Annotated in this window: 23 protein-coding genes; 12 read left to right on the forward strand and 11 right to left on the reverse strand. The window is 64.6% G+C overall.

The window, feature by feature from the left end; all coding sequences use genetic code 11:
* Positions 1-37: 37 nt before the first annotated feature.
* Genes LOY33_RS06860 through LOY33_RS06870 form a run of 3 tightly spaced genes read left to right on the forward strand, consistent with a single transcriptional unit; the run spans position 38 to position 2,399 of the window.
* Complete coding sequence (locus tag LOY33_RS06860) at positions 38-790, forward strand: 5-oxoprolinase subunit PxpA (RefSeq protein WP_258662351.1); 753 nt, start codon at positions 38-40, stop codon at positions 788-790.
* Positions 787-1,482, forward strand: coding sequence for a 5-oxoprolinase subunit PxpB (pxpB, locus tag LOY33_RS06865; RefSeq protein WP_258662352.1), 696 nt, complete (start codon positions 787-789; stop codon positions 1,480-1,482). The genes LOY33_RS06860 and pxpB overlap by 4 nt, the downstream gene beginning before the upstream one ends.
* Positions 1,479-2,399, forward strand: a complete 921-nt coding sequence (locus LOY33_RS06870; RefSeq protein WP_258662353.1) for a biotin-dependent carboxyltransferase family protein — start codon at positions 1,479-1,481, stop codon at positions 2,397-2,399. Before pxpB ends, LOY33_RS06870 begins: the two co-directional genes overlap by 4 nt.
* A 40-nt stretch (positions 2,400-2,439) precedes the next feature.
* Here LOY33_RS06870 and LOY33_RS06875 read toward each other — a convergent pair whose 3' ends face one another.
* The 3 genes from LOY33_RS06875 to LOY33_RS06885 form a co-directional block, all read right to left on the reverse strand.
* The gene (locus LOY33_RS06875) at positions 2,440-3,618 is read right to left on the reverse strand and encodes a VWA domain-containing protein (RefSeq protein ID WP_043864189.1); all 1,179 of its coding nucleotides are present in this window, start codon (positions 3,616-3,618) and stop codon (positions 2,440-2,442) included.
* Positions 3,619-3,636: 18 nt separating this feature from the next.
* Entirely contained in the window at positions 3,637-4,482 is an 846-nt protein-coding gene (locus LOY33_RS06880) for a MoxR family ATPase (protein WP_043864188.1), read from the reverse strand.
* A gap of 178 nt (positions 4,483-4,660) precedes the next feature.
* Positions 4,661-5,734, reverse strand: a complete 1,074-nt coding sequence (locus LOY33_RS06885; RefSeq protein ID WP_258662354.1) for a DUF748 domain-containing protein — start codon at positions 5,732-5,734, stop codon at positions 4,661-4,663.
* Between the two features lie 130 nt (positions 5,735-5,864).
* Here LOY33_RS06885 and cysK point away from each other — a divergent pair, with 130 nt between their 5' ends.
* The 3 genes from cysK to LOY33_RS06900 all read left to right on the forward strand — a co-directional run bounded on the left by cysK (position 5,865) and on the right by LOY33_RS06900 (position 9,218).
* On the forward strand, positions 5,865-6,839 hold the full coding sequence (gene cysK, locus LOY33_RS06890; RefSeq protein WP_043864186.1) for a cysteine synthase A: 975 nt from the start codon (positions 5,865-5,867) through the stop codon (positions 6,837-6,839).
* A 171-nt stretch (positions 6,840-7,010) separates the two neighbouring features.
* A complete protein-coding gene (locus LOY33_RS06895; protein ID WP_043864185.1) occupies positions 7,011-7,946 on the forward strand; it encodes an aspartyl/asparaginyl beta-hydroxylase domain-containing protein in 936 nt (311 codons plus the stop codon).
* 372 nt (positions 7,947-8,318) lie between these two features.
* Positions 8,319-9,218: a DMT family transporter gene (locus tag LOY33_RS06900; protein ID WP_123752997.1), complete on the forward strand. Its 900-nt coding sequence runs from the start codon at positions 8,319-8,321 to the stop codon at positions 9,216-9,218.
* On the opposite strand, the gene LOY33_RS06905 is transcribed toward LOY33_RS06900, so the two are convergent.
* Positions 9,200-10,105 carry a DMT family transporter gene (locus LOY33_RS06905; protein ID WP_054914956.1) on the reverse strand — a complete coding sequence of 302 codons (906 nt, stop codon included), beginning with the start codon at positions 10,103-10,105 and terminating at the stop codon, positions 9,200-9,202. The genes LOY33_RS06900 and LOY33_RS06905 overlap by 19 nt on opposite strands.
* A gap of 245 nt (positions 10,106-10,350) precedes the next feature.
* On the opposite strand from LOY33_RS06905, the gene aceK reads away from it, so the two are divergent.
* On the forward strand, positions 10,351-12,072 hold the full coding sequence (gene aceK, locus LOY33_RS06910) for a bifunctional isocitrate dehydrogenase kinase/phosphatase (RefSeq protein ID WP_043864182.1): 1,722 nt from the start codon (positions 10,351-10,353) through the stop codon (positions 12,070-12,072).
* Positions 12,073-12,148: 76 nt separating this feature from the next.
* On the opposite strand, the gene LOY33_RS06915 is transcribed toward aceK, so the two are convergent.
* Positions 12,149-13,018, reverse strand: coding sequence for a DUF6279 family lipoprotein (locus tag LOY33_RS06915; RefSeq protein WP_408980686.1), 870 nt, complete (start codon positions 13,016-13,018; stop codon positions 12,149-12,151).
* A 105-nt stretch (positions 13,019-13,123) separates the two neighbouring features.
* Here LOY33_RS06915 and LOY33_RS06920 point away from each other — a divergent pair, with 105 nt between their 5' ends.
* Complete coding sequence (locus LOY33_RS06920) at positions 13,124-13,960, forward strand: S1 RNA-binding domain-containing protein (RefSeq protein ID WP_043864180.1); 837 nt, start codon at positions 13,124-13,126, stop codon at positions 13,958-13,960.
* On the opposite strand, the gene LOY33_RS06925 is transcribed toward LOY33_RS06920, so the two are convergent.
* Together LOY33_RS06925 and LOY33_RS06930 are read right to left on the reverse strand one after the other, a co-directional pair.
* A complete protein-coding gene (locus LOY33_RS06925; RefSeq protein ID WP_043864179.1) occupies positions 13,961-14,344 on the reverse strand; it encodes a hypothetical protein in 384 nt (127 codons plus the stop codon).
* A 132-nt stretch (positions 14,345-14,476) separates the two neighbouring features.
* The gene (locus LOY33_RS06930; protein WP_258662355.1) at positions 14,477-15,961 is read right to left on the reverse strand and encodes a nitrous oxide reductase family maturation protein NosD; all 1,485 of its coding nucleotides are present in this window, start codon (positions 15,959-15,961) and stop codon (positions 14,477-14,479) included.
* Positions 15,962-16,203: 242 nt separating this feature from the next.
* Between LOY33_RS06930 and LOY33_RS06935 the strand changes: the two genes are divergently transcribed.
* The 3 genes from LOY33_RS06935 to def all read left to right on the forward strand — a co-directional run bounded on the left by LOY33_RS06935 (position 16,204) and on the right by def (position 18,074).
* Complete coding sequence (locus LOY33_RS06935) at positions 16,204-16,395, forward strand: CsbD family protein (protein ID WP_043864177.1); 192 nt, start codon at positions 16,204-16,206, stop codon at positions 16,393-16,395.
* Between the two features lie 166 nt (positions 16,396-16,561).
* Positions 16,562-17,545 (forward strand): YihY/virulence factor BrkB family protein, encoded by a 984-nt coding sequence (locus LOY33_RS06940; protein ID WP_043864176.1) that lies wholly within the window; start codon positions 16,562-16,564, stop codon positions 17,543-17,545.
* Positions 17,535-18,074, forward strand: coding sequence for a peptide deformylase (gene def / locus LOY33_RS06945; protein ID WP_043864175.1), 540 nt, complete (start codon positions 17,535-17,537; stop codon positions 18,072-18,074). Before LOY33_RS06940 ends, def begins: the two co-directional genes overlap by 11 nt.
* On the opposite strand, the gene LOY33_RS06950 is transcribed toward def, so the two are convergent.
* Positions 18,026-18,478, reverse strand: a complete 453-nt coding sequence (locus LOY33_RS06950; RefSeq protein WP_104572189.1) for a GNAT family N-acetyltransferase — start codon at positions 18,476-18,478, stop codon at positions 18,026-18,028. The genes def and LOY33_RS06950 overlap by 49 nt on opposite strands.
* 282 nt (positions 18,479-18,760) lie before the next feature.
* Between LOY33_RS06950 and LOY33_RS06955 the strand changes: the two genes are divergently transcribed.
* The gene (locus LOY33_RS06955; protein WP_043864173.1) at positions 18,761-19,018 is read left to right on the forward strand and encodes a DUF2790 domain-containing protein; all 258 of its coding nucleotides are present in this window, start codon (positions 18,761-18,763) and stop codon (positions 19,016-19,018) included.
* A gap of 3 nt (positions 19,019-19,021) precedes the next feature.
* On the opposite strand, the gene ada is transcribed toward LOY33_RS06955, so the two are convergent.
* From ada to LOY33_RS06970, 3 genes are all read right to left on the reverse strand, one after another.
* Positions 19,022-20,092, reverse strand: a complete 1,071-nt coding sequence (gene ada / locus LOY33_RS06960; protein ID WP_213607183.1) for a bifunctional DNA-binding transcriptional regulator/O6-methylguanine-DNA methyltransferase Ada — start codon at positions 20,090-20,092, stop codon at positions 19,022-19,024.
* Positions 20,093-20,185: 93 nt separating this feature from the next.
* The gene (locus LOY33_RS06965; RefSeq protein ID WP_258662356.1) at positions 20,186-20,809 is read right to left on the reverse strand and encodes a DNA-3-methyladenine glycosylase; all 624 of its coding nucleotides are present in this window, start codon (positions 20,807-20,809) and stop codon (positions 20,186-20,188) included.
* A 152-nt stretch (positions 20,810-20,961) separates the two neighbouring features.
* Positions 20,962-22,287: a PLP-dependent aminotransferase family protein gene (locus LOY33_RS06970; RefSeq protein WP_100634633.1), complete on the reverse strand. Its 1,326-nt coding sequence runs from the start codon at positions 22,285-22,287 to the stop codon at positions 20,962-20,964.
* Positions 22,288-22,341: the final 54 nt, after the last annotated feature.

A 22,341-nucleotide genomic window follows, 5' to 3' on the forward strand; every position in this document is an offset into this window, starting at 1 on the left:
CGGGCCGCCCCCCCCACCCGACACAGGAGCAACGCGCGTGAGCCGCCTGCTACTCAATTGCGACATGGGTGAAAGTTTCGGCAGCTGGAGCATGGGGCTGGATGCCGAAGTGATGCCCTTTATCGATTGCGCCAACATCGCCTGCGGTTTTCATGCTGGCGACCCGGGCATCATGCGCACCACCGTGGCGCTGGCCGTGGCCGGGGGCGTGCTGGTGGGGGCGCACCCGGCGTACCAGGACCTGGCCGGTTTCGGACGCCGCTCGATGGCCTGCAGCAATGAAGAGATTCGCGACCTGCTGCATTACCAGATCGGCGCGCTGGACGGTATCTGCCGTACCCAGAAGACCCAGGTGGCCTACGTCAAACCCCACGGGGCGCTGTACAACGACATGATGGCCGAGCCGGGCAAGCTGCGTGCGGTGATCGAGGCGGTGGCCGCCTACGACCGCAGCCTGCCGCTGATGCTGATGGCCACGGCCGACAATCGCGCGGCCCAGGCACTGGGTGACGAATATGGCGTCACGTTGTGGTTCGAGGCCTTTGCCGACCGTGCCTACAACCCCGCCGGACGCCTGCTGTCGCGGCGCCTGCCCGGTGCCGTGCACCACGACCCGGCCCTGATCGTCGAGCAGGCCCTGCGCCTGGCACGGGGCGAGCCGCTGGTTGCCAGTGATGGCAGCGCACTGCGCCTGCAGGCCCATACGCTGTGTGTGCATGGCGACAATGCCAGCTCGGTGGCTGCGGTGCGGCAGATTCGTCAGGCTCTCGATGCGCAGGCGGCGCCATGAAGTGGCGCGTCGAGGTGGTTGCTGTCGATTGCCTGATGGTGCGCCTGTTCGATGCGATCGATGAGTCCAACATGCCCTGGATGCTCGCTGCCACCCAGCGTCTGCGTGCAGCCTTTGCGGCGCAGCTGATCGATCTGGTGCCGTCGTACACCACCGTGATGGTGCATTTCGACCTGTCGCCCACCCAGGCCCGCGAGCGTATCGCGCAGGCGCTCGAAGGTCTTCGCCCCGACGAGGGCGGGGCAGGGCAGCGCCACGACATTCCGGTGTGGTACGACCCCAGCGTCGGGCCCGAGCTGGCCTTGCTGACGCAGCGCAGCGGCGATTCCGTGGCGGGGGTGATCCGCCGCCACAGCGCGCGCGAGTACCAGGTGTTCGCCCTGGGCTTCGCCCCGGGTTTCGCGTTCATGGGGCTGGTCGAGGAGGCGCTGGCCGCGCCGCGCCTGGCCACCCCGCGCAAGCGCGTGGCAGCCGGCAGTGTGGGCATCGCCGAGCGCCAGACGGCGGCCTACCCGGCGGTGTCGCCCGGGGGCTGGAACCTGATCGGGCGTACCCCCAGCCGCCTGTTCGATCGCCAGCGTGAGGGCTACAGCCTGCTGCAGCCGGGCGACCGGGTGCGCTTCGTGGCGGTGGAGCGTGCCGAATTCCTTGCACTCGGCGGCGACGACACGCCCCTGCAGGTGTCGCCGTGAGCCGCTTGCTGATCGAGGCCAGCACGCCGCTGTGCCTGTTGCAGGATGCCGGGCGCTTTGGCGTGCGCCACCTGGGCGTGACCCAGGGCGGTGGTCTGGACTGGGTATCGATGCGCTGGGCCAACTGGCTGCTGGGCAATGCACCGCAGGCGGCGGTGGTGGAAATCACCCTGGGCGGGCTGACGCTGGTGGCCGAGCAGGCGTGCTGCCTGGCACTGGCCGGTGCTGATCTGGGCGCACGGCTCGACGACCAGCCGCTGGCGCCGTGGCGCAGTTTCGTGATGGCCAAGGGGCAGCGCCTGCAGTTCACCCAGCCGCTGCAGGGTGTGCGGGCCTACCTGGCGGCGCCAGGGGGATTCGCTGCGCCGCAGGTGCTGGGCAGTTGCGCTACGGTGGTGCGCGAGGAGCTGGGCGGGCTGACGGGACTGGGCGGGGCATTGGCCCGAGGCGAGTGCCTGGGCTACGCCGGCAACGCGCCGGGTGTGCGTGAGGTGCCCGAAGGGCTTCGACCCGTGCCTGGTACCTGCACCGTGCTGGACCTGGTGATGGGGGCGCAGATCGGCGAGTTTGCCGGGCAGAGCCTGTTCGATGCCTTCAACCGCGACTGGACCCTGGACACCCGCGCCGACCGCATGGGCATGCGCCTGCTGGGCCCGGCGTTGCAGTATCAGGGGCAGCCGATGATCTCGGAGGGGATACCGCTGGGCGCGGTGCAGGTACCGCCGGATGGGCAGCCGATCGTGTTGCTCAATGATCGGCAGACGATTGGCGGCTATCCGCGACTGGGGGCGCTGACCCCGCTGGCGCTGGCCGGCCTGGCGCAGTTGCTGCCGGGGCGTGTGGTGCGGTTGCGGGCCGTGGTGCAGGAGATGGCATGGCGAGAGCAGCAGGTTTATCTGCAGAGGTTTGCCGACTGACAGGGCCTCTTCGCCGGCAAGGCCGGCGAAGGGTTCACCGCTACTTGGACAGAAACCGCATCCCTTCCTCCAGCCCGCGCAAGGTCAGCGGGAACATCCGGTCCTCGACCAGCTCGCGCACGATGTTGGTCGAAGCGGTATAGCCCCAGGTGTCCTTGGGGTAGGGGTTTATCCAGATCAGCTTCTTGTACTTCTCCATGAAGCGGCGCATCCACACATACCCGGCTTCCTCGTTCCAGTGCTCCACGCTGCCACCGGGCTGGGTGATCTCGTAGGGCGCCATGGCCGCATCGCCAACGAACACCACCTTGTAGTCGGCGCCGTACTTGTGCAGCAAATCCATGGTCGAGGTGCGCTCGGAGGTGCGGCGCAGGTTGTTCTTCCACACCGACTCGTACACGAAGTTGTGGAAGTAGTAGTACTCCAGGTGCTTGAACTCGGTCTTGCAGGCCGAAAACAGCTCTTCGCAGATCTTCACGTGGGCGTCCATCGAACCGCCGATGTCGAACAGCAGCAGCAACTTCACGCTGTTGCGCCGCTCCGGCCGCATCTGGATGTTGAGCAGCCCGGCATCGCGCGCGGTGTGGTCGATGGTGCCGTCGATATCCAGCTCTTCGGCCGCGCCCTGACGGGCGAACTTGCGCAGCCGGCGCAAGGCCAGCTTGATGTTGCGCGTGCCCAGTTCCACCCCGTCGTCAAGGTTCTTGTACTCGCGCTGGTCCCATACCTTGACCGCCTTGCCCTGGCGCTTGCCGGCATCGCCCACGCGAATGCCCTCGGGGTTGAAGCCGCCCGAGCCGAACGGGCTGGTACCGCCGGTGCCGATCCATTTGTTGCCGCCGGCATGGCGTTCCTTCTGTTCTTCCAGGCGTTTCTTGAACGCTTCGATCAGCTTGTCCAGACCGCCCAGGGACTGGATCTGCGCACGCTCTTCATCCGTCAGGGAACGCTCGAATTCCTTGCGCAGCCAGTCTTCGGGGATCAGCGCCTCCAGGTGGTGGTCGAGGTTTTCAAGGCCCTTGAAGTAGGCCGAGAAGGCCCGGTCGAACTTGTCGAAGTGGCGCTCGTCCTTGACCAGGATGGCGCGCGCCAAATAGTAGAACTCGTCCATGTCGGCGAAGATCACCCGCTGCTTCAAGGCATTGAGCAGGTCGAGCAACTCGCGTACCGACACCGGCACCTTGGCCGCGCGCATTTCATTGAACAGGTTCAGCAGCATGGCAATGACCCCGTTGGCTCAGCGGTTGCCGCGCCGGCTCATGAACGCCAGGCGCTCCAGCAACTGCACGTCCTGCTCGTTCTTGACCAGCGCACCGGCCAGCGGCGGGATGGCCTTGGTCGGGTCGCGCTCGCGCAATACCGCTTCGCCGATGTTGTCGGCCATCAGCAGCTTGAGCCAGTCGACCAGCTCGGAGGTGGAGGGTTTTTTCTTCAGGCCCGGCACCTTGCGCACGTCGAAGAACACGTCCAGCGCCTCGCTGACCAGGTCCTGCTTGATGTTGGGGTAGTGCACGTCGACGATCTGCTGCAGCGTGGCGCGATCGGGGAAGGCGATGTAGTGGAAGAAGCAGCGGCGCAGGAAGGCGTCGGGCAGTTCCTTCTCGTTGTTGGAGGTAATGATGATGATCGGGCGCTGTTTGGCCTTGATGGTCTCGTCGATCTCGTAGACGTAGAACTCCATCTTGTCGAGTTCCTGCAGCAGGTCGTTGGGGAACTCGATGTCGGCCTTGTCGATTTCGTCGATCAGCAGGATGACCCGCTCCTCGGCTTCGAAGGCCTCCCACAACTTGCCCTTTTTCAGGTAGTTGCGCACGTCGTGCACCTTGTCCACGCCCAGCTGCGAGTCGCGCAGGCGGCTGACCGCATCGTACTCGTAGAGGCCCTGGTGGGCCTTGGTGGTGGACTTGATGTGCCAGGTGATCAGCTTGGCACCGAAGGCTTCGGCCAGTTGCTCGGCGAGCATGGTCTTGCCGGTGCCGGGTTCGCCCTTGACCAGCAGCGGGCGCTCCAGGGTGATCGCCGCGTTGACGGCCAGTTTCAGGTCATCTGTGGCGACGTATGCGCTGGTGCCTTCGAACTTCATGTACCGATCCTCAAAAAATGGTCATGCGGTGACTATCATGCGACGACTATAACGCGGGGCTTGCGTGGCTGTGAACGCGGACGGGGTATTCAGTCTGTGGATGATTGGTCATGGAACCGGGGTGGCAGGCCTGGCCTCGTCGCTGGCTTGCCAGCGAAAGGGCCAGTACCGCGATGGATCAGTCAGCTTTCGGCGGCCCCTGTTCATACCGCGCATTGAATGCCTGCACGAAGCCGTTGCGCAGAATCTGCAAAAACGCCTCGAACGCGCTGATATCGCTGTGATGTACGCTGCCGCTGAGCTCCACGCGCGTGGCGAACTGGTTCTTGCGCTGGTTCTTGAGCACCGTTTCGGTACCGCCCACCAGGGCTTCCCAGATCGAGCGCAGAAACCCCTTGTCCTTGTTGTCCACGTCCTGCTGCCAGTTGAACACTTCGACATCGCGCAACAACGGCTTGATGTAGCCCTTGAGCTGGCCCTTGTTCGCCTCGGCCTCGATCACCACGTCGCCGTGCCCGGCATTGAAGTCGAACTTGCCGTAGGCGCTGGCAAAGTCGTTCATCTGGCGCAGCTGGATGCCGGTGGCGCGCAGGCGGAACTGGAAGTCCTCGAAGTTGCTCAGCGGGTCGAAGGTGGCCGTGCTTTCCACCCGCGCGTCGCCCAGTAGCCGGGCCTTGCCCTCGAAGCGGGCGTCGCGCTTGCCTTCGACGTCCACCACGTTGGTCAGGTTGTAGACGCTGGCGTTGAGCTGGGTCGCTTCAAGGCTGACCGGCGGTTTGGAATTGAAGTTGCGAAAGGTCAGGGTGCCGTCGTCTATGCGCAGCTCGTTGAGGGTGATCGGCAGCAGCTTGCTCAGCTGCGCGCGCCAGTCGGTGCCCTTACCGGTCTGCGACGCCTGGGTGTTGCCGCCATCGACGAAGTTCAGTTTCGGGCGCAGGAAGGTCACTTCGGCCACCACGGCATGGTCGTACCACAGTGAATGCCAGCTCACCGACAGGTCGATCAGCGGCGCCTCCAGAAACGGCACCGGCACCTTGCCCGTGGTCTTGACGATGGTCAGGCCGTTGATCTTGTAGGCACCCCGCCACAAGGCCAGGTCGACATCGGTGACCTGGCCGCGGTAGTCGCCCATGTCGGCGAGCTTTTCGTTCAAGTAGTTGCGTACCAGGATCGGCAGGGTCAGGTGCAGGGCCAGCAGCAACAGTGCAATGCCCAGCAGCCCCCACAGGGGCCAGCGGTAGCGGCGTTTCATCGGCGTGGGTTCCGTGATTGAGGATGATCGGTTGACCGCCGCATGGGCGCATCGGTTCGTTCGGGGTGGACGCACCGCAGGGGCAGGCATACCCTTGAAGTTTTCGCACGGTGCCAAAAGGACCCAAGCCATGAGCCGTATCTTCGCTGACAACGCGCACTCCATCGGCAACACGCCGCTGGTGCAGATCAACCGCATCGCCCCGCGGGGCGTGACCATCCTGGCCAAGATCGAGGGGCGCAACCCCGGCTATTCGGTCAAGTGCCGGATCGGCGCGAACATGATCTGGGACGCCGAAAGCAGCGGCCGGCTCAAGCCGGGCATGACCATCGTCGAGCCGACCTCGGGCAACACCGGTATCGGCCTGGCCTTCGTGGCCGCTGCGCGCGGCTATAAGCTGATGCTGACCATGCCGGCCTCGATGAGCATCGAGCGGCGCAAGGTACTCAAGGCGCTGGGCGCCGAGCTGGTGCTGACCGAGCCTGCCAAGGGCATGAAGGGCGCGATCGAGAAGGCCGCCGAAATCGTAGCCAGCGACCCGGCCACCTACTTCATGCCGGCGCAGTTCGACAACCCGGCCAACCCGGCCATTCACGAGAAGACCACCGGTCCGGAAATCTGGAACGACACCGACGGCGGGGTCGATGTGCTGGTTGCCGGCGTGGGCACCGGCGGCACCATCACCGGTGTGTCGCGCTACATCAAGAACACCCAGGGCAAGCCGATTCTGTCGGTGGCGGTCGAGCCGCTGGTGTCTCCGGTGATCACCCAGGCCCTGGCCGGCCAGGAAATCAAGCCCAACCCGCACAAGATCCAGGGCATCGGCGCAGGTTTCGTACCCAACAACCTGGACCTGTCGATGGTCGACCAGGTCGAGCTGGCCAGCGACGAGGAGTCCAAGGCCATGGCCCTGCGCCTGATGCAGGAGGAAGGCATCCTGTGCGGTATCTCCTGTGGCGCGGCGATGGCCGTGGCGGTACGCCTGGCCGAAAAGCCGGAAATGCAGGGCAAGACCATCGTGGTGATCCTGCCCGATTCGGGCGAGCGCTACCTGTCGAGCATGCTCTTCAGCGACCTGTTCACCGAGCAGGAAAACCAGCAGTAACCACCGCCAGGCTCCACCGAGGCTGATCCGCCTCAATGTTCGGCGCACTGCGTTGTTGCACAATTGCCAACACTGAATGTCCGGCCCCGGTTGTTTTTACCGGGGCCGGATCGGTTTATCATGTCCGATTATCCGGCAGCGATGGCCTGATCGAAATTCAAGGAGTGTTGCATGACCTTTTCCTTTGTCGCCAAGGCAGGTGTACTGCTGCTGTTCTTCGGCAGCACCCTGTACGTGCACCTGCGCGGCAAGGCGCGTTTGCCCGTGTTGCGCCAGTTCGTCAACCATTCGGCGCTGTTCGCCCCCTATAACGCCCTGATGTACCTGTTTTCCGGGGTGCCTTCCAAGCCCTACCTGGACCGTAGCCGCTTCCCCGAGCTGGACGTGCTCAAGGACAACTGGCAGGTGATCCGCGAGGAGGCCATGCACCTGTTCGACGAGGGCTACATCCGCGCCGCCGAAAAAGACAACGATGCCGGCTTCGGTTCGTTCTTCAAGAAGGGTTGGAAGCGCTTCTACCTGAAGTGGTACGACAAGGCGCTGCCATCGGCCGAGGCGCTGTGCCCCCGCACCGTCGAGCTGGTCAACAGCATCCCCAACGTCAAGGGCGCGATGTTCGCCCTGCTGCCGGGCGGCAGCCACCTGAACCCGCACCGCGACCCGTTCGGCGGTTCGCTGCGCTATCACCTGGGGCTGTCCACGCCGAACTCGGACGACTGCCGCATCTATGTCGACGGCCAGGTGTACGCCTGGCGCGATGGCGAAGACGTGATGTTCGATGAAACCTACGTGCACTGGGTGAAGAACGAAACCGAGACCACCCGGGTGATCCTGTTCTGCGATATCGAGCGACCGCTGACCAGCCCGCTGATGACCCGCATCAATCGCAAGGTCAGTGCCTTCCTGGGCCGGGCCACCGCGCCGCAGAATACCGACGACGAGCGCGTGGGCGGCATCAACCAGGCGTATGCCTGGAGCAAACGCTTCAGTACCGTGATCAGCAGCCGGGTCAAGACCTTCAAGCGCGCCAACCCCAAGGCCTACCGCGTGCTGCGCCCGGTGCTGGCGGTGCTGGTTGCTTACCTGCTGTACCGCTGGCTGTTCTGACCCCACTCGGTGCAAGGTTGGCCCCTGCCGGGGCGGGCCTTGCACCGTGTCGCGAGTGTGGCTATATTCACCCACAGTTCACCTCACCGAAGACCTGCACATGCCAGCTTCCCGCCCCACCACCGTATTCGCTACCGCGCCCGACGCGGTCGTGGTCGTGCGTGGGTCCCAGCAGCCGGTCATGATCAGTCACTACCCACCACCTGTCAGTAGCCCCGTGGCGTGCGTTGTCGCACCACCCGGCGTGGTTGTAGTGCTGGGCTGAGCGGCCACTGGCTGCGCCCCCACCACACCTGAACCCTACTGAATACGGCCGGCTGCACCGCGCAGCTAGACCGTTCGGCTTACTTGCCCGAATACAGGTGGCATTTCATGTCAGTTATCTCGAAACAATCCGTGGCCTCGGCGGCCACCACCAGCCTGTTCGTCCTGCTCTGGAGCAGCGGCGCCATCGTCTCCAAGCTCGGCCTGGCGCAGGCCTCGCCCTTTGCCTTTCTGCTGATCCGCTTTGCGATTGCCTTTGTCGGCCTGCTGCTGCTCGGCCCGTTGCTGCGCCTGCACTGGCCACGCGGTCGCGGCCCGTTGCTGCAAGCCATCGCCACCGGCTGCGTGCTGCTCGGTGCCTACCAGATCTTCTACCTGCTGGCGCTGGACCTGAAGGTGACGCCCGGCATCATGGCCACCGTGATGGGCGTGCAGCCTATCCTCACGGTGGTGCTGATGGAGCGCAAGCGTTCGTTCAGCCGGCTGTTCGGCCTGAGCCTGGGGCTGATCGGGCTGGTGATGGTGGTGTACCAGGGCATCGGCCTGGGCGGCATCTCGCTGGCGGGCATGCTGTTCGCGCTGCTGGCGCTGGCCAGCATGACGTTCGGCTCGATCATGCAGAAGCGCATCACCAGCAACCCGGTGGGCACGCTGCCCTTGCAGTACCTGGCGGGGCTGCTGATGTGCGCGCTGTTTGCACCGTTCCAGCCGCTGGCGGTCAACCCCAATACCAGCTTTGTGTTCTCGGTGCTGTGGATGGGCCTGGTGGTGTCGTTGCTGGCGACCTTGCTGCTGTACCGGCTGATCGCCAAGGGCAACCTGGTCAATGTCACCAGCCTGTTCTACCTGGTGCCGGCGGTGACGGCGGTGATGGACTACCTGATCTTCGGCAATCGCCTGGCGGCCTTGAGCCTGCTGGGCATGGGCTTGATCGTGGTGGGCCTGCTGTTCGTGTTCCGCAAGCCCGCGACCAAGCCTGACACGGTGGATCAGTCGCTGGCCAGCTGACGGGCCTGGCGGGCCGGCTTGAGCACCAGCCACAAGGCCACGGCAATCAGCAGCCCGCCATACAGGTGCGCCATCGACAGGGGCTCGTCCAGCAGCCACGCGCCCCACAGCACGCCGAAGGCCGGGATCATGAAGGTCACGGTGGTGGATTTTACCGGGCCGATTTCGCTGATCAGGCGAAAGTACAGGATGTAGGCGAAGGCGGTGCACAACAGGCCCAGCCCCAGCAGCGACAACCACACCTGCCAGCCGCCCCAGCTGGCAGGTGGCTGGGTGATCACGCTGAAGCCGAACAGCGGCAGCAACAGCAAGGTGGCACCCATCATGCTGCCCAGCGCCGACAGGCGACTGTCCAGGCCGCCCTGCTGGTCGAGCCAGCGCCGCGCCAGATACCCCGAGAAGCCATAGCAGGTGGTGGCCGCCAGACACGAGAGGGCGCCCTGCATGAGCCTGGCGTCGAAGGCCACCGGCCCCGCACCACTGAGAATGCCGACCCCGAACAGGCCCAGGAAGATGCCGCCCAGCTTGGGCAGGGTCATGGCCTCGCGAAAGAACAGCGCGCCGATCAGCACGCCCATCAGCGGCGTGGTGGCGTTGAAGATCGCCGAGTAGCCGGCGGGCAGCACCTGTGCGGCCACCGAGTAGAGCGTTGCGGGTATTCCCGAGTTGATCATGCCCAGAAACAGGCAGGCCTTGAGTTTGCCCTGGAAGTCCCAGCGCACGCGCAGCAGGGCGAGAATCACCAGCAACCCGGCGCAGGCGATGGAGACGCGAAAGAAGGCGGTGGGCAGGGTGCCCAGCACCGGCGCAATGATGCGCATGAACAGAAAACTGGCCCCCCACACGGCAGCGAGAATCAACAGTCGGGTGATGGCGATGGGGCTCACGGGGGTTCTCCGGGTAACAGGGGCAGGGGCGGGAGTTTACGGTAAAAGCCCGGGCGGGCTCTCTCGCTTTCTTGCGGTGTCAATTTGGGCGCTTTCGCCAGCACCGCCGGCTCCTGCTGTGGGGGCGGCATCTGTAGGAGCCGGCCTTGCCGGCGAAGGGCGCGAAACGGTTCCTAAGTAGGCTATCGCAGCCTTGCGTGACTGGCTAAGCTCAGGTCTTTGAAATTCCCGCAGAGGTCTTACCCATGCCCCAACAATGGCCGGCCGCCGCCATCGCCCGGATGATTCTCGATGGCTTCGACAGCTACCGTGAGCACTTTCGCCAGATCACCGACGGGGCACGCCAACGCTTCGAGCTCGCGCAATGGCAGCAGATCCAGACGGCCTCGGCGGCACGTATCAATCTCTACGAGGAAAAGGTCAGCGAGGTCAGCGGCTGGCTGGCCGGCGCTTTCGAGCCCGAGGTTCTGCTGGATGCGACGTTCTGGCCGCTGGTCAAGAGCGCCTACATCAGCCTGATCGACCCGCGCCTGGACGATGAGCTTTCCGAAACCTGGTACAACTCGATCTTCTGCAGCCTGTTCAGCCATGACCTGATCAGCGACGGCTGCATGTTCATCCATACCACGCGCCCGGCACTGCGCGCCCATGAGCGCGCCGCGCAGACCCGCACCTACCGCCCCCAGGGCGGGCTGGGCGAGATGCTCGCGCAGGTCTTCGCCGACTACGCCTTCGCGGTGCCCTTCGCCGACCTGCCCGGCGACCTGGCGCGCCTGGAGGCGCAGTTGCGCGAGAACCTGCCCGATTGGGTGTGCAAGGACCCGCAACTGCAGGTGGAGCTGTTTTCCTCGGTGCTCTATCGCAACAAGGGGGCCTACCTGGTGGGCCGGCTGTTCACCCACGATGAGCAGTGGCCGCTGGTGATTCCGCTGCTGCACCACGAAGGCCACGGCATCGAAATCGATGCGCTGATCACCGATGAAGCCGATGTGTCGATCATCTTCTCGTTCACTCGCTCGTACTTCATGGTCGATGTGCCGGTGCCGGCCGAGTTCGTGGGCTTTCTCAAGCGCATCCTGCCGGGCAAGCACATCGCCGAGCTGTACACCTCCATCGGTTTCTACAAGCACGGCAAGTCCGAGTTCTACCGGGCGCTGATTAATCATCTGGCCAGTACCGATGACCGCTTCATCATGGCCCCCGGCGTGCGCGGCATGGTCATGAGCGTGTTCACCCTGCCGGGCTTCAACACCGTGTTCAAGATCATCAAGGACCGCTTCTCGCCGTCCAAGAGTGTCGACCGCGCCACGGTCATCGAGAAGTACCGCCTGGTAAAGAGCGTCGACCGCGTGGGGCGCATGGCCGATACCCAGGAGTTCGCCGACTTTCGCTTCCCGCTGGGCAAGTTCGAGCCCGAGTGCCTGGCCGAGCTGCTGGAAGTGGCACCGTCGACCGTGGTGGTGGAGGGCGACACGGTGCTTATCCGCCACTGCTGGACCGAGCGGCGCATGACCCCGCTGAACCTGTACCTGGAAAACGCCAACGAGGCCCAGGTGCGCGAGGCGCTGGAGGACTACGGGCTGGCGATCAAGCAACTGGCGGCGGCGAACATCTTCCCCGGCGACATGCTGCTGAAGAACTTTGGCGTTACCCGGCATGGGCGGGTGGTGTTCTATGACTATGACGAGATCTGCTTTCTGACCGAAGCCAACTTCCGCTATATCCCGCCGCCGCGTTTCCCCGAGGACGAGATGGCCAGCGAGCCGTGGTACTCGATCGGGCCGCTGGACGTGTTCCCCGAGGAGTTCCCGCCGTTTCTGTTTGCCGACATCGGTCAGCGGCGGCTGTTCAGCCAGTTGCATGGCGAGTTGTATGACGCCGATTACTGGAAGGGGCTGCAGGCGGCGATACGGGAGGGGAAGGTGATCGATGTGTTCCCGTACCGGCGCAAGTGCCGGGAGAACTGAGCAGCTTCGCCGGCCTTGCCGGCGCCAAGGGGAAGCGCGTCGCGCCTGTAGGAGCCGGCCTTGCCGGCGAATCGGTTCAGGATTGCAGGCACTTGAGCTTGCTGAAGTCCTGCTGCACCTTGGCCAGCCTGCCCAGCAGGTGCTGACGTTGCTGCTCGCTGCTCTGCGCCATCAGGTCCACCAGCAGGCTGCGCGCCTCCTGTTCGGTACGCTGGTAGGCCATGCGGTACTCCGGCGTCCACAGGCTTTCGCGCTGCTTGAGCAGTAGTTCCAGCCTTGGTTCGAATGCCTCGCTGCGCCGTTGCTCCATCGCCGCAGTGAACTGCGCCTGCCAGTGTGCGCGGTTGGCGATCCACTGACGGTTCTGTTCGCCCAACGCCTGTGACCACTGCGCCACGCGCAGGCGCTGCTGCGGGTTCAGTTCGCCCAGCCATGGCGTCAGGCGTTTTTCCATGCGCTGCTGGCGCTGCTCGATCTGCCTGGCCAGCGGCGTCTTCACATACTTGGCCTCGCGCTCGCGAATGTCTTCGGCAAACGCCTCGCGCATGTCGCTGACCTGTTCGTCGTCCATGCCGCGCAGCAGCTGCGTGGCCGACGGCATGATCTGGTCGGCCACCTCGGCGATGGCCTGCTTGGCCTGCTCGGTGCGCAGCCTTAGCTGCGCGTCGGTGACCTCGTTGTGCGCGACCATCTGTCGAATATCGCCCAGCCATGTCAGATAGCCCGGCAGCTGTGTACGACAATGCCATGCCAGGTGCGCCTTTAGTCGTTCGTCCAGCCAGCCTTTCTGCTGGCGATTCATGCTCAGGTAGTCGCTCAGCGACCAGGGCACCAGTACATCGAGGTTGCGGTAGGCGAGGTCCATGCGGTTGCAGCCGACCAGCAGCAGCGTCGACAGCACCAGCAGCGAAAGGCAGCGAAACAACGTGGACAGGCAGGCATCCATGGGTGCATATCCTTGCAGGGGCGTGCTTGTGTTTATAGAACAACGGCGCGCCTGGCGGTTCCCGTAGCGTGTAGAATGCCAGCCTCGCAACGAGGATTTCAGCAAATGGCTTTAGTTGGGCGTTACAACACTTTGCAAGTGGTCAAGCACACGGATTTCGGTCTGTACCTGGACGGCGGGGCGGACGGCGAGATCCTGCTGCCCAACCGTTACATCCCCAAGGACACGCCCACCGAGGTCGAGGACTGGCTCAACGTCTTCGTCTACCTCGACAGCGAAGACAAGCTGATCGCCACCACCGAGAAGACCAAACTGCAGGTGGGCGAGTTCGCCAGCCTCAAGGTGGTGGAAATCAACAGCATCGGCATCTTCCTCGACTGGGGCCTGCCCAAGGACCTGTTGATGCCGTACTCCGAAGAAAAACGCCAGATGAAGGCGGGCGAGTACTGCGTGGTGCATGCTTACCTCGACAAGCGCACCCGGCGCATCACCGCCACCGCGCGCCTGGACCGCTACCTCGACAAGCTGCCGGCCAACTACAGCGTGGGCCAGGAAGTCGACCTGCTGGTGGTCGAGGAAACCCCGATGGGGTTCAAGGCCATCATCAACAACAAGCACTGGGGCCTGATCCACAAGAACGAAGTGTTCAAGTTCTTGCGTTCGGGCAAGCAGGAGAAGGGCTACATCAAGGAGCTGCGCAGCGACGGCAAGATCGCCCTGAGCCTGCAGCCGGTCGGCCAGGCCCTGGCCAGCACGCTGAACGACAAGATCCTCGACAAGCTCAAGGCCGCCAACGGCGTGCTGCCGGTCAGCGACAAGAGCGACCCGCAGGTGATCAGCGACCTGTTCGGGGTGAGCAAGGGCAACTTCAAGAAAGCGATCGGCGCCCTGTACAAGGACGGGCGCATCGTGATTCACGCCGACCGCATCGAACTGGTCTGATCAGACCTGCACGAAGGCGGCAAAACTCAGGTTTTCGCCGCCCGGACGCAAGTCCTGCAGCAGCGAGTCGCGGTCGGCGCTCAGCGCCAGGCTGATGGTCGAGCGACGCTTGCCCGGCTTGCGTACTTCCATCTTCTCCAGGTGCGCACGCAGGAAGTTGACCGGCACCTTGAGGTGCTGCAACTGGTCGGTCTCCGGGGTGTAGAGCAGCAGGTTGACCCAGTCGGCCACGCTCTTGGGCAGCACCAGCTTCACCGGCACATCGAACCACCACAGGCTGCGCTTGGTATCGAGCACGGCAAACAGGGTGTTGTCGCTGTTGAGCACAGGGCGTTCCAGCGCCTGGTTGCGACGGGCGATGGCGGTGGGTTTGTCGAGTTTCATGCAGGTTCCTACGGGTGACGCTTGAAAGGTCGGCCATTGTGCTGGGATTGCGCTGAAAACTAAAGCGGGGCCTGCTGACAGGGCCGACCATTTGCAGACAATCCCTGCCGACGAATGGCCGCCCCGCGGTCCTCAGCGCGCCAGCGCCTTGCTCAACTCCGAGGTGGCCCCGTCGGACCGGGTGACCGTCGCGGTGAACGCCTGCAGCCCATCTGCTTGCGGCAATACATACTCGAACTGCGCCTGACCCTTGGCATCCGTCGCCACCATCACTTCGCCCAGATACTGCTCCGCTTCACTGGCCTTTGAGTCAGCATTGCCGAACACCTCCACCCGCAACAGGCTGTCGGGCTCGCCACTCACCTGGCCCAGCAAGCGGTCACCTTTGACTGCCATGAGCAACGGGGCCGCCTGATCGTGATTGGGTACCGGCTGGCAACCCTGCGGTGCGGCCTTGTCGGTACAGATGATCGCCCGGTTGGTGCCCGACGGGTCGACACCGATGCCGCGCGAGCCCACATAGATCGCATGCTCCAGCGCCGGCACCGAAAACACGATGGCACCGGTGCGCTGATCGGGCACGCACGAACCACCCGCTTCGCAGCGCCGGATATCCTGGCTGTTGTTCCAGATGCGGTTGGCGGTCAGGCGGTTGCTGGTGGAGGTCGGCTCCGGGCGCAGCGCCACGCCGATGCGGTTGCCGTGGATCAGGTTGCCATCGAGGATGTTGCCCGCACCGCTGACGCTCACGCCGATGGAGTTGCCGGTAAAGGTGTTGGCCCCCAGATAATTGCGCTGGCCCCAGTTGATCTGCAGGCCGTCGGAATAGTCCTCGAAGCGGTTGCGCACCACCGTGTTGTCATTGCCCCACAGGATCTCGATGCCCTGGGAGGGCTCCGCGTTGGCCGGGGTGGAGCGAAACAGGTTGTCGGCCACCAGGTTGAACGCCGCGCCGCGGGTCAGCTCCAGGCCGTCGCCGTTGTCCACCAGCTGGTTGCGCAGCACCTTGTTGTTCACCGTGGTGGTGGCGGTCGAATTGCCCTGGCCGTCGTCGCCGGTCAGCATGATGCCGGCGCCACCCTTGTTGGCGGTGATGCGGTTGTCCTGGATGACGTTGTGGCTGGCGCGGTTGACCAGGATGCCGATGCAGAAATTACGCACATCCAGGCCGGAAATCTCCACGCCCTGGGTATCGCGTATCACCAGCCCCGGGCCGGTGGTGGTGCGCACATTGGTGCCGAACTGTCCGGGCACGGCGCCAGGGCATGCGCGCGTGCCGTTGCCGACGATATAGGCCGAACCGTCGATGGCGATGTACTCGCCGTTGCGCTTCCAGGCCGCACCTTCGAGGCTTACCGGGCCGAGAATCGGCGGCAGGGCCGAAGCGGGCTTGATCACGTAGGGCGGCTGGCCGACCGGGCGGATCTCGATCCGGTAGGTGCCGGGCGCCTGGTTGTTGCGCTCGATGGCCCAGCGCAGGCTGCCGGGCTGCTCGTCGTCGGCATAGCGATCGACCACCAGGGTGGTCAGGGCGGCGGGCTGTACGTCAGGTGCTGCGTGCAGGGCATGGGCAGGTACGGCCAGCAGCAGGGCTGCCAGCAAGGGGGAGATACGCATGGGTAGTGATCGCTGTGTCTGTTGTTTTTATCGCGCCCGGGCTGCAGGGCGCTGGTGCCCGATTCTAGGCAAAGCCGACAGCCCCTGGCGCAGGCCAGGCACGATTGGGTGCGATATTCGCCCGCTGTTTATCCATTGTGGGAATCCACACCGCCCAAAAATATTTGAAACTCTCGCAGAAGCGGGCGGGTCCACTGACTGTCGACACTGACAGCTATCTGTTCCCCTTCAGGAGAAATGCCATGAGCAGCACTTCGGACAAAGCAAAAGGCTTGGCCAACGAAGCGGTAGGCAACATCAAGCAAGGCGTGGGCAAGGTGACCGATAACGATAAACTGCGCGCCGAGGGCAAGGCCCAGGAAGTCAAGGGCGAAACCCAGCAGGCAGTGGGCAAGGCCAAGGATGCGGTCAAGGATGCTGTGAAAAAGCCCTGACCGGCTGCGCGTGTAGCCGATAACGGCCATCTTCGGGTGGCCGTTCTGCTGTCTGTGGCAATCAATCGTAACCTCACAGACGTGGTCTACTAGACTACCGTCAGGTAAAACACCCCCCAACGCTTGGATTACTGCCTATGACAGTGGAGCGGCGAAAGGAGACGCTATGATTTTCCCCAACTTGCACGGCCTGCCGTTGCATCGTGTTCTGGTGCGCACGGTAAGCGAGTTTCTCGATGACGAGATGTCCACCTATGCGTCGGCCCTGGCCTACCAGATGCTGTTTTCGCTGTTCCCCTTCCTGCTGTTCCTGATCGCCCTGATCGGGTTTCTGCATTTGCCCGACTTCTTCACCTGGCTGCGCCTGCAGTCGGAACTGGTGTTGCCGCCCCAGGCGCTGGAGCAGGTCAACCCGGTGATCGACCAGTTGCAGCAATCCAAGGGCGGGCTGCTCTCGGTAGGTATCGTGATCGCCCTGTGGACCGCGTCGGCGGGCGTGCGCCTGATGATGAGCGCGATGAACGCCGCCTATGACGTGGTGGAAGGGCGCCCGGTGTGGAAGCGCATCCCGCTCTCGGTGCTGTATACCGTCGGAATCGCCGGCATGCTGCTGGCCGCCGCCGCCTTGATGGTGCTGGGCCCGCAGGTGATGGAATGGATCGCCTCGCAGGTAGGCATGCAGGAGTTCATCGTCACGCTGTGGACCATCCTGCGCTGGCCGGCCATCATCATCCTGATGATGGTGGCGGTGGCATTGATCTATTACGTGATGCCCGATGTGGAGCAGGAATTTCGCTTCATCACCCCCGGCTCGGTACTGGCGGTGGTGGTGTGGATCATCGCGTCGCTGGGGTTTGGCTACTACGTCAAGACGTTTGCCGACTACAACGCGATGTACGGCAGCATCGGTGCGATCATCGTGCTGTTGCTGTACTTCTATATTTCTGCCGCAGTATTGCTGCTGGGGGCGGAGATGAATGCGGTGATCGAGCACATGTCGGCCGAAGGCAAGGACCCTGGCGAGAAGGAAATGCCCGACGACGATGCGCCGGAACATGATAAAAAGCATGTTTCCGGGTTGGGGCGCGATCACTCCATCCCGTCCGATTCCGCGCCTGAACCCGTGAGCCGAGCCCCGCATGATTCGTGACATCCTGAAGATGGGCGACGAGCGCCTGTTGCGCGTTGCACCGCCCGTACCGGCCCGCCTGTTCGGCACTGCCGAGCTGGAGCAGCTGATTGCCGACATGTTCGACACCATGCAGCACGTGGGCGGCGTGGGGCTGGCGGCGCCGCAGATCGGGGTCGACCTGCAACTGGTGATCTTCGGCTTCGAGCGTAGCGAGCGCTACCCGGATGCCGAGCCCGTGCCGCAGACCATTCTGCTCAACCCGGTGATCACCCCGGTGGGCACCGAGGTCGAGGATGGCTGGGAGGGCTGCCTGTCGGTGCCCGGCCTGCGCGGCGTGGTCAGCCGCTACCGGCACATTCGCTACAGCGGGGTCGACCCGCAGGGCCAGCCCATCGAGCGCTCGGCAGAGGGTTTTCATGCGCGGGTGGTGCAGCACGAATGCGATCACCTGATCGGTCGCCTGTACCCCTCGCGCATTCATGACTTCAGCAAGTTCGGTTATACCGAGGTGCTGTTCCCGGGGCTGGACCCGGCCAGCGACGACTGATCCCGCGCCAACGCGATCAACGATTTGCTGCGCTGATAGCGCGCCAGGCGCTCATTGAGCTGCAGCGGCAGTGCGCCGGCAGGGCTGAACCCCAGTGGCTGGTAGAAGGCCAGCAGGTCCGGGTGGCAGAACAGCCACACCGTGCCCGGCTTGCCGGCGCAGGCATGCTCGATCAGTTGTCGTGCAATGTGCCGGCCGCGCCAGGCGGGTGCCACCAGCAAGCCGGTCAGCCAGAACCCGTCGGGTACCGCGCTCATGTTCACTGCGGCGACAAGCTCACCCGCACGCGCCACCCAGGCCTCGCCCTTGGCACTGGCACGCATGGCCGTACCTTCGGCGCGATAGAATTTGTTCAGCAAAGGGCGCTCGGCAGCGCTTAGCAGGCTGTAGCGTATTTCACTCACGGCGGTTTCCAGCAAGGGCTCTGGCACGGGCTTTTACACGGGCTTGGGTAGGCTGTCGAGGGCTTGCCGTGCGGTTATTGTTACCGAGGCGGTAACAGTGAATGTCCGGCTTCGGGCTTCAACCACCTTCGCAACCTTATAAACTTGACCCATCCCAGCAACTAGAAGCGTAACGGGATCGGTACTTCGTGTTATGTCCATTCGTTGATATGACAACTTCTCCGCGCCAACTTGGCTGATGAAGTCAAACACTTCGTTTGATTGCTTTGCAGGCCTAATACCATGAAAACCTTACTTGCACTTGTATTGGTGGGTGTCTCTTCGTTCGCCCTGGCGGACGAGGTCAAGACCGCTGCTGCGCAGCCGGTGGTCGAGCAATATGACTATTCGACCAACCTGGACATCGCCCGGGTGATCAGCCTCTCGACCCTGCCCAATGTCTGCGAAGTGGTGCCGGCCACCATGACCTATGAAGACCATCAGGGCCAGCGCCACACCATCGAATACCGCGCCATGGGCGACGGCTGCAGCCAGGGCTGATCATCACAGGTCACTGGGCTGTTGTTCTCGGGCCAGGAGCGCCTGCTTGCGCTCCACGCCCCAGCGGTAGCCGGACAGGTTGCCATCACTGCGTACCACCCGATGACAGGGCACTGCCACCGCCAGGCTGTTGGCGGCGCACGCCTGGGCCACCGCCCTGACTGCCCTGGGCGCGCCAATGCGCTGGGCGATCTCGGCGTAGCTGGCGGTGCTGCCTGCCGGGATGCTGCGCAACGCCTGCCACACCCGCTCCTGGAAGGCCGTGCCGCGCAGGTCCAGCGGCAGGTCCAGGCCCAGGGCGGGCGCTTCTATGAACCCCACCACCTTGGCCACCCACTGCTCGAATTCGGCGTCGGCGCCAATCAGTTCGGCTTTGGGAAACTTGTCCTGCAGGTCGTGCAGCAACGCCTCGGGGTCGTCGCCGAGCAGGATGGCGCACACCCCGCGCTCGCTTTGGGCCACCAACAGCGCGCCGAGTGAGCACTGGGCAATGGCAAAGCGGATCGAGGCATTGGCGCCGCCCGCGCGATAGGCGGCCGGGGTCATGCCCAGCCGGGCGTTGCTGTCTTCGTAGAAACGGCTGTTGGAGTTGTAGCCAGCCTTGTACAGGGCGTCGGTGATCGAGCCCGGCTGCTCAAGCTGCCGGCGTACCTTGTGCGCGCGTCTGGCATTGGCGTAGGCCTTGGGGGTGAGGCCGGTCGCGGCCTTGAACACCCGGTGGAAGTGATACGGGCTCATGCCGACATGGGCGGCCACTTGCTTGAGGCTGGGCTCGACCTCGGCCGTTTCGATCAGCTGGCAGGCCCGGGTGACCTGGGTGGCATGCTGCTCGGCCAGTTGGCGCGGGTCGGCGGCGTAGTGCCGGCTGGGGCGATAGCCGGCGGCCTCGGCCTGGGCGGCAGTGTCGAAGAACTCGACGTTCTCCGGGCGCGGCAACCGTGACGGGCTGGAGGCGCGGCAGTAGACCCCGGTGGTGCGAACCCCATAGACGAAAGCATCATCCGCGGCGGCGTCGCGGGCCAGCACGGCTTGCCAGCGTGGGTCGTTGACATCGATCGAAGGTGTGCGGGGCATGGCGTGTGGCTCTTGGCTGAGGGCGATGTGGTGAGGGTAGGTGGTGCCGTGCGGGGCGGCACTCCGGGTCTTGCGGTGGAATTCGCCCGGGTTTCATCCGGTGGCGGCTACGCGCCACAGGTACCAGGCGGCCACGGTACGATACGGGCTCCACGGGGCGCCCAGTTCCAGCATCTGCTTGCGCGTGGGCTGGGCGGGCAGGGCGAACAGGCGACGGTAGCCTTCGCGCACGCCAAAGTCATCGGCGGGCAGGGTATCCATGTGTTCAAGGGTGTAGATCAGCAGCATCTCCACGGTCCAGCGTCCAACCCCACGCAGTTGCGTCAGGCGCTCGATCAGGCTGGTTTCGTCGAGACGGCGGGCCAGCTCATGGTCGGGTACCAGGCCGTCGAGGCGAGCCTGGGCGATGCCCTGGATAGTGGCCAGCTTGCTCGCGGAAAACCCGCAGGCACGCAGTTGCTCGGGCGCGGTGGCCAGCAGTTGCTCGGGGCTGGGGAAGGCCTGCCCGGGGTACAGCGCCAGGAACCGCCGCAGGATCGCTTCGGCGGCCCTGGCGTGCAATTGCTGGTAGGCAATCGACCTGACCAGCGCCTGATACGGGTCGCGGGTGGGCAGCGGTTGGTGCAGGCATGGGCCGATGCGCTCGATATGCGCGGCCCAGATCGGGTCGAGGCTGGCCAGGTGGGCGCAGGCCTGGGTATAGAACAGCGGGTTCATGCCGGTTTCCGTGGGTAAGGGAGCAGGTTCAGTGTAGAAAAGGTGACTGGGGTTTCACTCCGGATGTTGCGATTGAATTGGAGGGCCTCTTCGCCGGCACCGGTACCGCGTTCTCTGCAGGAGCCGGCCTTGTCGGCGAAGGGGCGGCCCGCTCACCCTGAAACCACTTCCGCCACCCTTTCCAGCGCCTGCTTCAACTGCGCCCGGCTCTGCGCCGCCGACAGGCTGATGCGCACCGCTGCCCGGTCGCCCTGGCGCACCGCGAACACCTCGGCTGGCACCACTGCCACGCCGGCATCACGGCACGCTGCAGCGTGCACACCGTTGACCCAGACATGCGGCGAAGGCACATCCCCCACCAATGCCTTGCCCAGTATCCGCCTGGCCATCCGCCAGCGCTGACCCACTTCTTCACGCTGCCAGGCCACGCGTCGCGCCGCGGTGCCGTCATCGATCCAGCGGCAGGCGATCTCCAGGTCCAGCGGCGACACCGGCCAGTGTGTTGCCTGGGCATGCGGGTCGATGCGCGCCAGCAACTCGGCGCTGCCGACGATCCAGCCCAGGCGCAAACCGGCCGCGACGCTCTTCGACAGGCTGGTGACCAGCACGCCGCGCCCGCCCACCTGTGCCAGCAGCGCCGGGGTATCGGCCAGGGCACCGTAGACATCATCCTCGATCAGGGTCAGGGCATGGCGCTCGATCACTGCGGCAATGGCGGCCTGGCGCGCAGCGCCCATGCAGGCGCCGGTGGGGTTCTGCAGGGTCGGCGTCAGCACCACGACCCGCGCGCCGGTGGCACGTGCGACACGGTCCAGGTCGTCGGGCAGGATGCCCTGGCCGTCCAGCGCAACCTCGTGCAACGGCAGGCGCAACTGTCGACAGGCCGCCTTGATGCCGGGTGCGGTCAAGGCCTCGACCATCACGGCGTCTCCTGGCTGGCACAGCGAAAGCAGCACGTTGAACAACCCCAGCTGGGCACCGCCGCACAGCAGCACCTGGCGCTCGTCCAGTTGCAGGCCGCGCCGGCGCAGCCAGGCGGCGCCCTGAAGGCGCCCGCGCAGCAACTGTTCGGCACCCAGGTAATGCTCGAGCTGGCCGGCAGGGCCTTGTTCCAGCAGATGGCGCAAGGCATGCGCCAGGTCGGGGTTGCTGTCGTCGGCCACCGGCACATTGGTCGACAGGTCGATCTGCGTCGCTTGCTGGCCGGGTTGCTTGAGGCGGAACAGCGTGGCTTCCTTGCTGCCCGCCAGCACGTAGGTGCCGCGCCCTACCTCCCCGGACACCAGGTGCCGGGCCGCTGCCTCGCGGTACGCCTGCTGGGTGGTGCTGGGGTTAAGGCCCAGGTTCCAGGCCAGGCGCCGCTGCGGCGGCAGGCGCTCGCCCACTTTCAGCTCGCCGCTTTCGATCGCCCGCGCAATCGCCTCGACCAGTTCGAGGTAGCGGGGCAGGGAGGTGTCGCCTAGGGTGGGGGTCCACATTTATTGTTGGCCATGCAATATAAGGGTTCACCCATACAATGCGGCGCGACTAGG

The sequence above is a fragment of the Pseudomonas sp. B21-036 genome, assembly GCF_024748925.1.
Lineage (GTDB): Bacteria > Pseudomonadota > Gammaproteobacteria > Pseudomonadales > Pseudomonadaceae > Aquipseudomonas > Aquipseudomonas palmensis.

Excerpts from the sequence above, each read along its gene's own strand:
- pxpB (WP_258662352.1), top strand. The coding sequence starts at position 787 with ATGAAGTGGCGCGTCGAGGTGGTTGCTGTCGATTGCCTGATGGTGCGC.
- LOY33_RS06875 (WP_043864189.1), bottom strand. The coding sequence starts at position 3,618 with ATGCTGCTGAACCTGTTCAATGAAATGCGCGCGGCCAAGGTGCCGGTG.
- LOY33_RS06880 (WP_043864188.1), bottom strand. The coding sequence starts at position 4,482 with ATGAAGTTCGAAGGCACCAGCGCATACGTCGCCACAGATGACCTGAAA.
- LOY33_RS06885 (WP_258662354.1), bottom strand. The coding sequence starts at position 5,734 with ATGAAACGCCGCTACCGCTGGCCCCTGTGGGGGCTGCTGGGCATTGCA.
- cysK (WP_043864186.1), top strand. The coding sequence starts at position 5,865 with ATGAGCCGTATCTTCGCTGACAACGCGCACTCCATCGGCAACACGCCG.
- LOY33_RS06895 (WP_043864185.1), top strand. The coding sequence starts at position 7,011 with ATGACCTTTTCCTTTGTCGCCAAGGCAGGTGTACTGCTGCTGTTCTTC.
- LOY33_RS06900 (WP_123752997.1), top strand. The coding sequence starts at position 8,319 with ATGTCAGTTATCTCGAAACAATCCGTGGCCTCGGCGGCCACCACCAGC.
- aceK (WP_043864182.1), top strand. The coding sequence starts at position 10,351 with ATGCCCCAACAATGGCCGGCCGCCGCCATCGCCCGGATGATTCTCGAT.
- LOY33_RS06915 (WP_408980686.1), bottom strand. The coding sequence starts at position 13,018 with ATGGATGCCTGCCTGTCCACGTTGTTTCGCTGCCTTTCGCTGCTGGTG.
- LOY33_RS06920 (WP_043864180.1), top strand. The coding sequence starts at position 13,124 with ATGGCTTTAGTTGGGCGTTACAACACTTTGCAAGTGGTCAAGCACACG.
- LOY33_RS06925 (WP_043864179.1), bottom strand. The coding sequence starts at position 14,344 with ATGAAACTCGACAAACCCACCGCCATCGCCCGTCGCAACCAGGCGCTG.
- LOY33_RS06930 (WP_258662355.1), bottom strand. The coding sequence starts at position 15,961 with ATGCGTATCTCCCCCTTGCTGGCAGCCCTGCTGCTGGCCGTACCTGCC.
- LOY33_RS06935 (WP_043864177.1), top strand. The coding sequence starts at position 16,204 with ATGAGCAGCACTTCGGACAAAGCAAAAGGCTTGGCCAACGAAGCGGTA.
- LOY33_RS06940 (WP_043864176.1), top strand. The coding sequence starts at position 16,562 with ATGATTTTCCCCAACTTGCACGGCCTGCCGTTGCATCGTGTTCTGGTG.
- def (WP_043864175.1), top strand. The coding sequence starts at position 17,535 with ATGATTCGTGACATCCTGAAGATGGGCGACGAGCGCCTGTTGCGCGTT.
- LOY33_RS06955 (WP_043864173.1), top strand. The coding sequence starts at position 18,761 with ATGAAAACCTTACTTGCACTTGTATTGGTGGGTGTCTCTTCGTTCGCC.
- ada (WP_213607183.1), bottom strand. The coding sequence starts at position 20,092 with ATGCCCCGCACACCTTCGATCGATGTCAACGACCCACGCTGGCAAGCC.
- LOY33_RS06965 (WP_258662356.1), bottom strand. The coding sequence starts at position 20,809 with ATGAACCCGCTGTTCTATACCCAGGCCTGCGCCCACCTGGCCAGCCTC.
- LOY33_RS06970 (WP_100634633.1), bottom strand. The coding sequence starts at position 22,287 with ATGTGGACCCCCACCCTAGGCGACACCTCCCTGCCCCGCTACCTCGAA.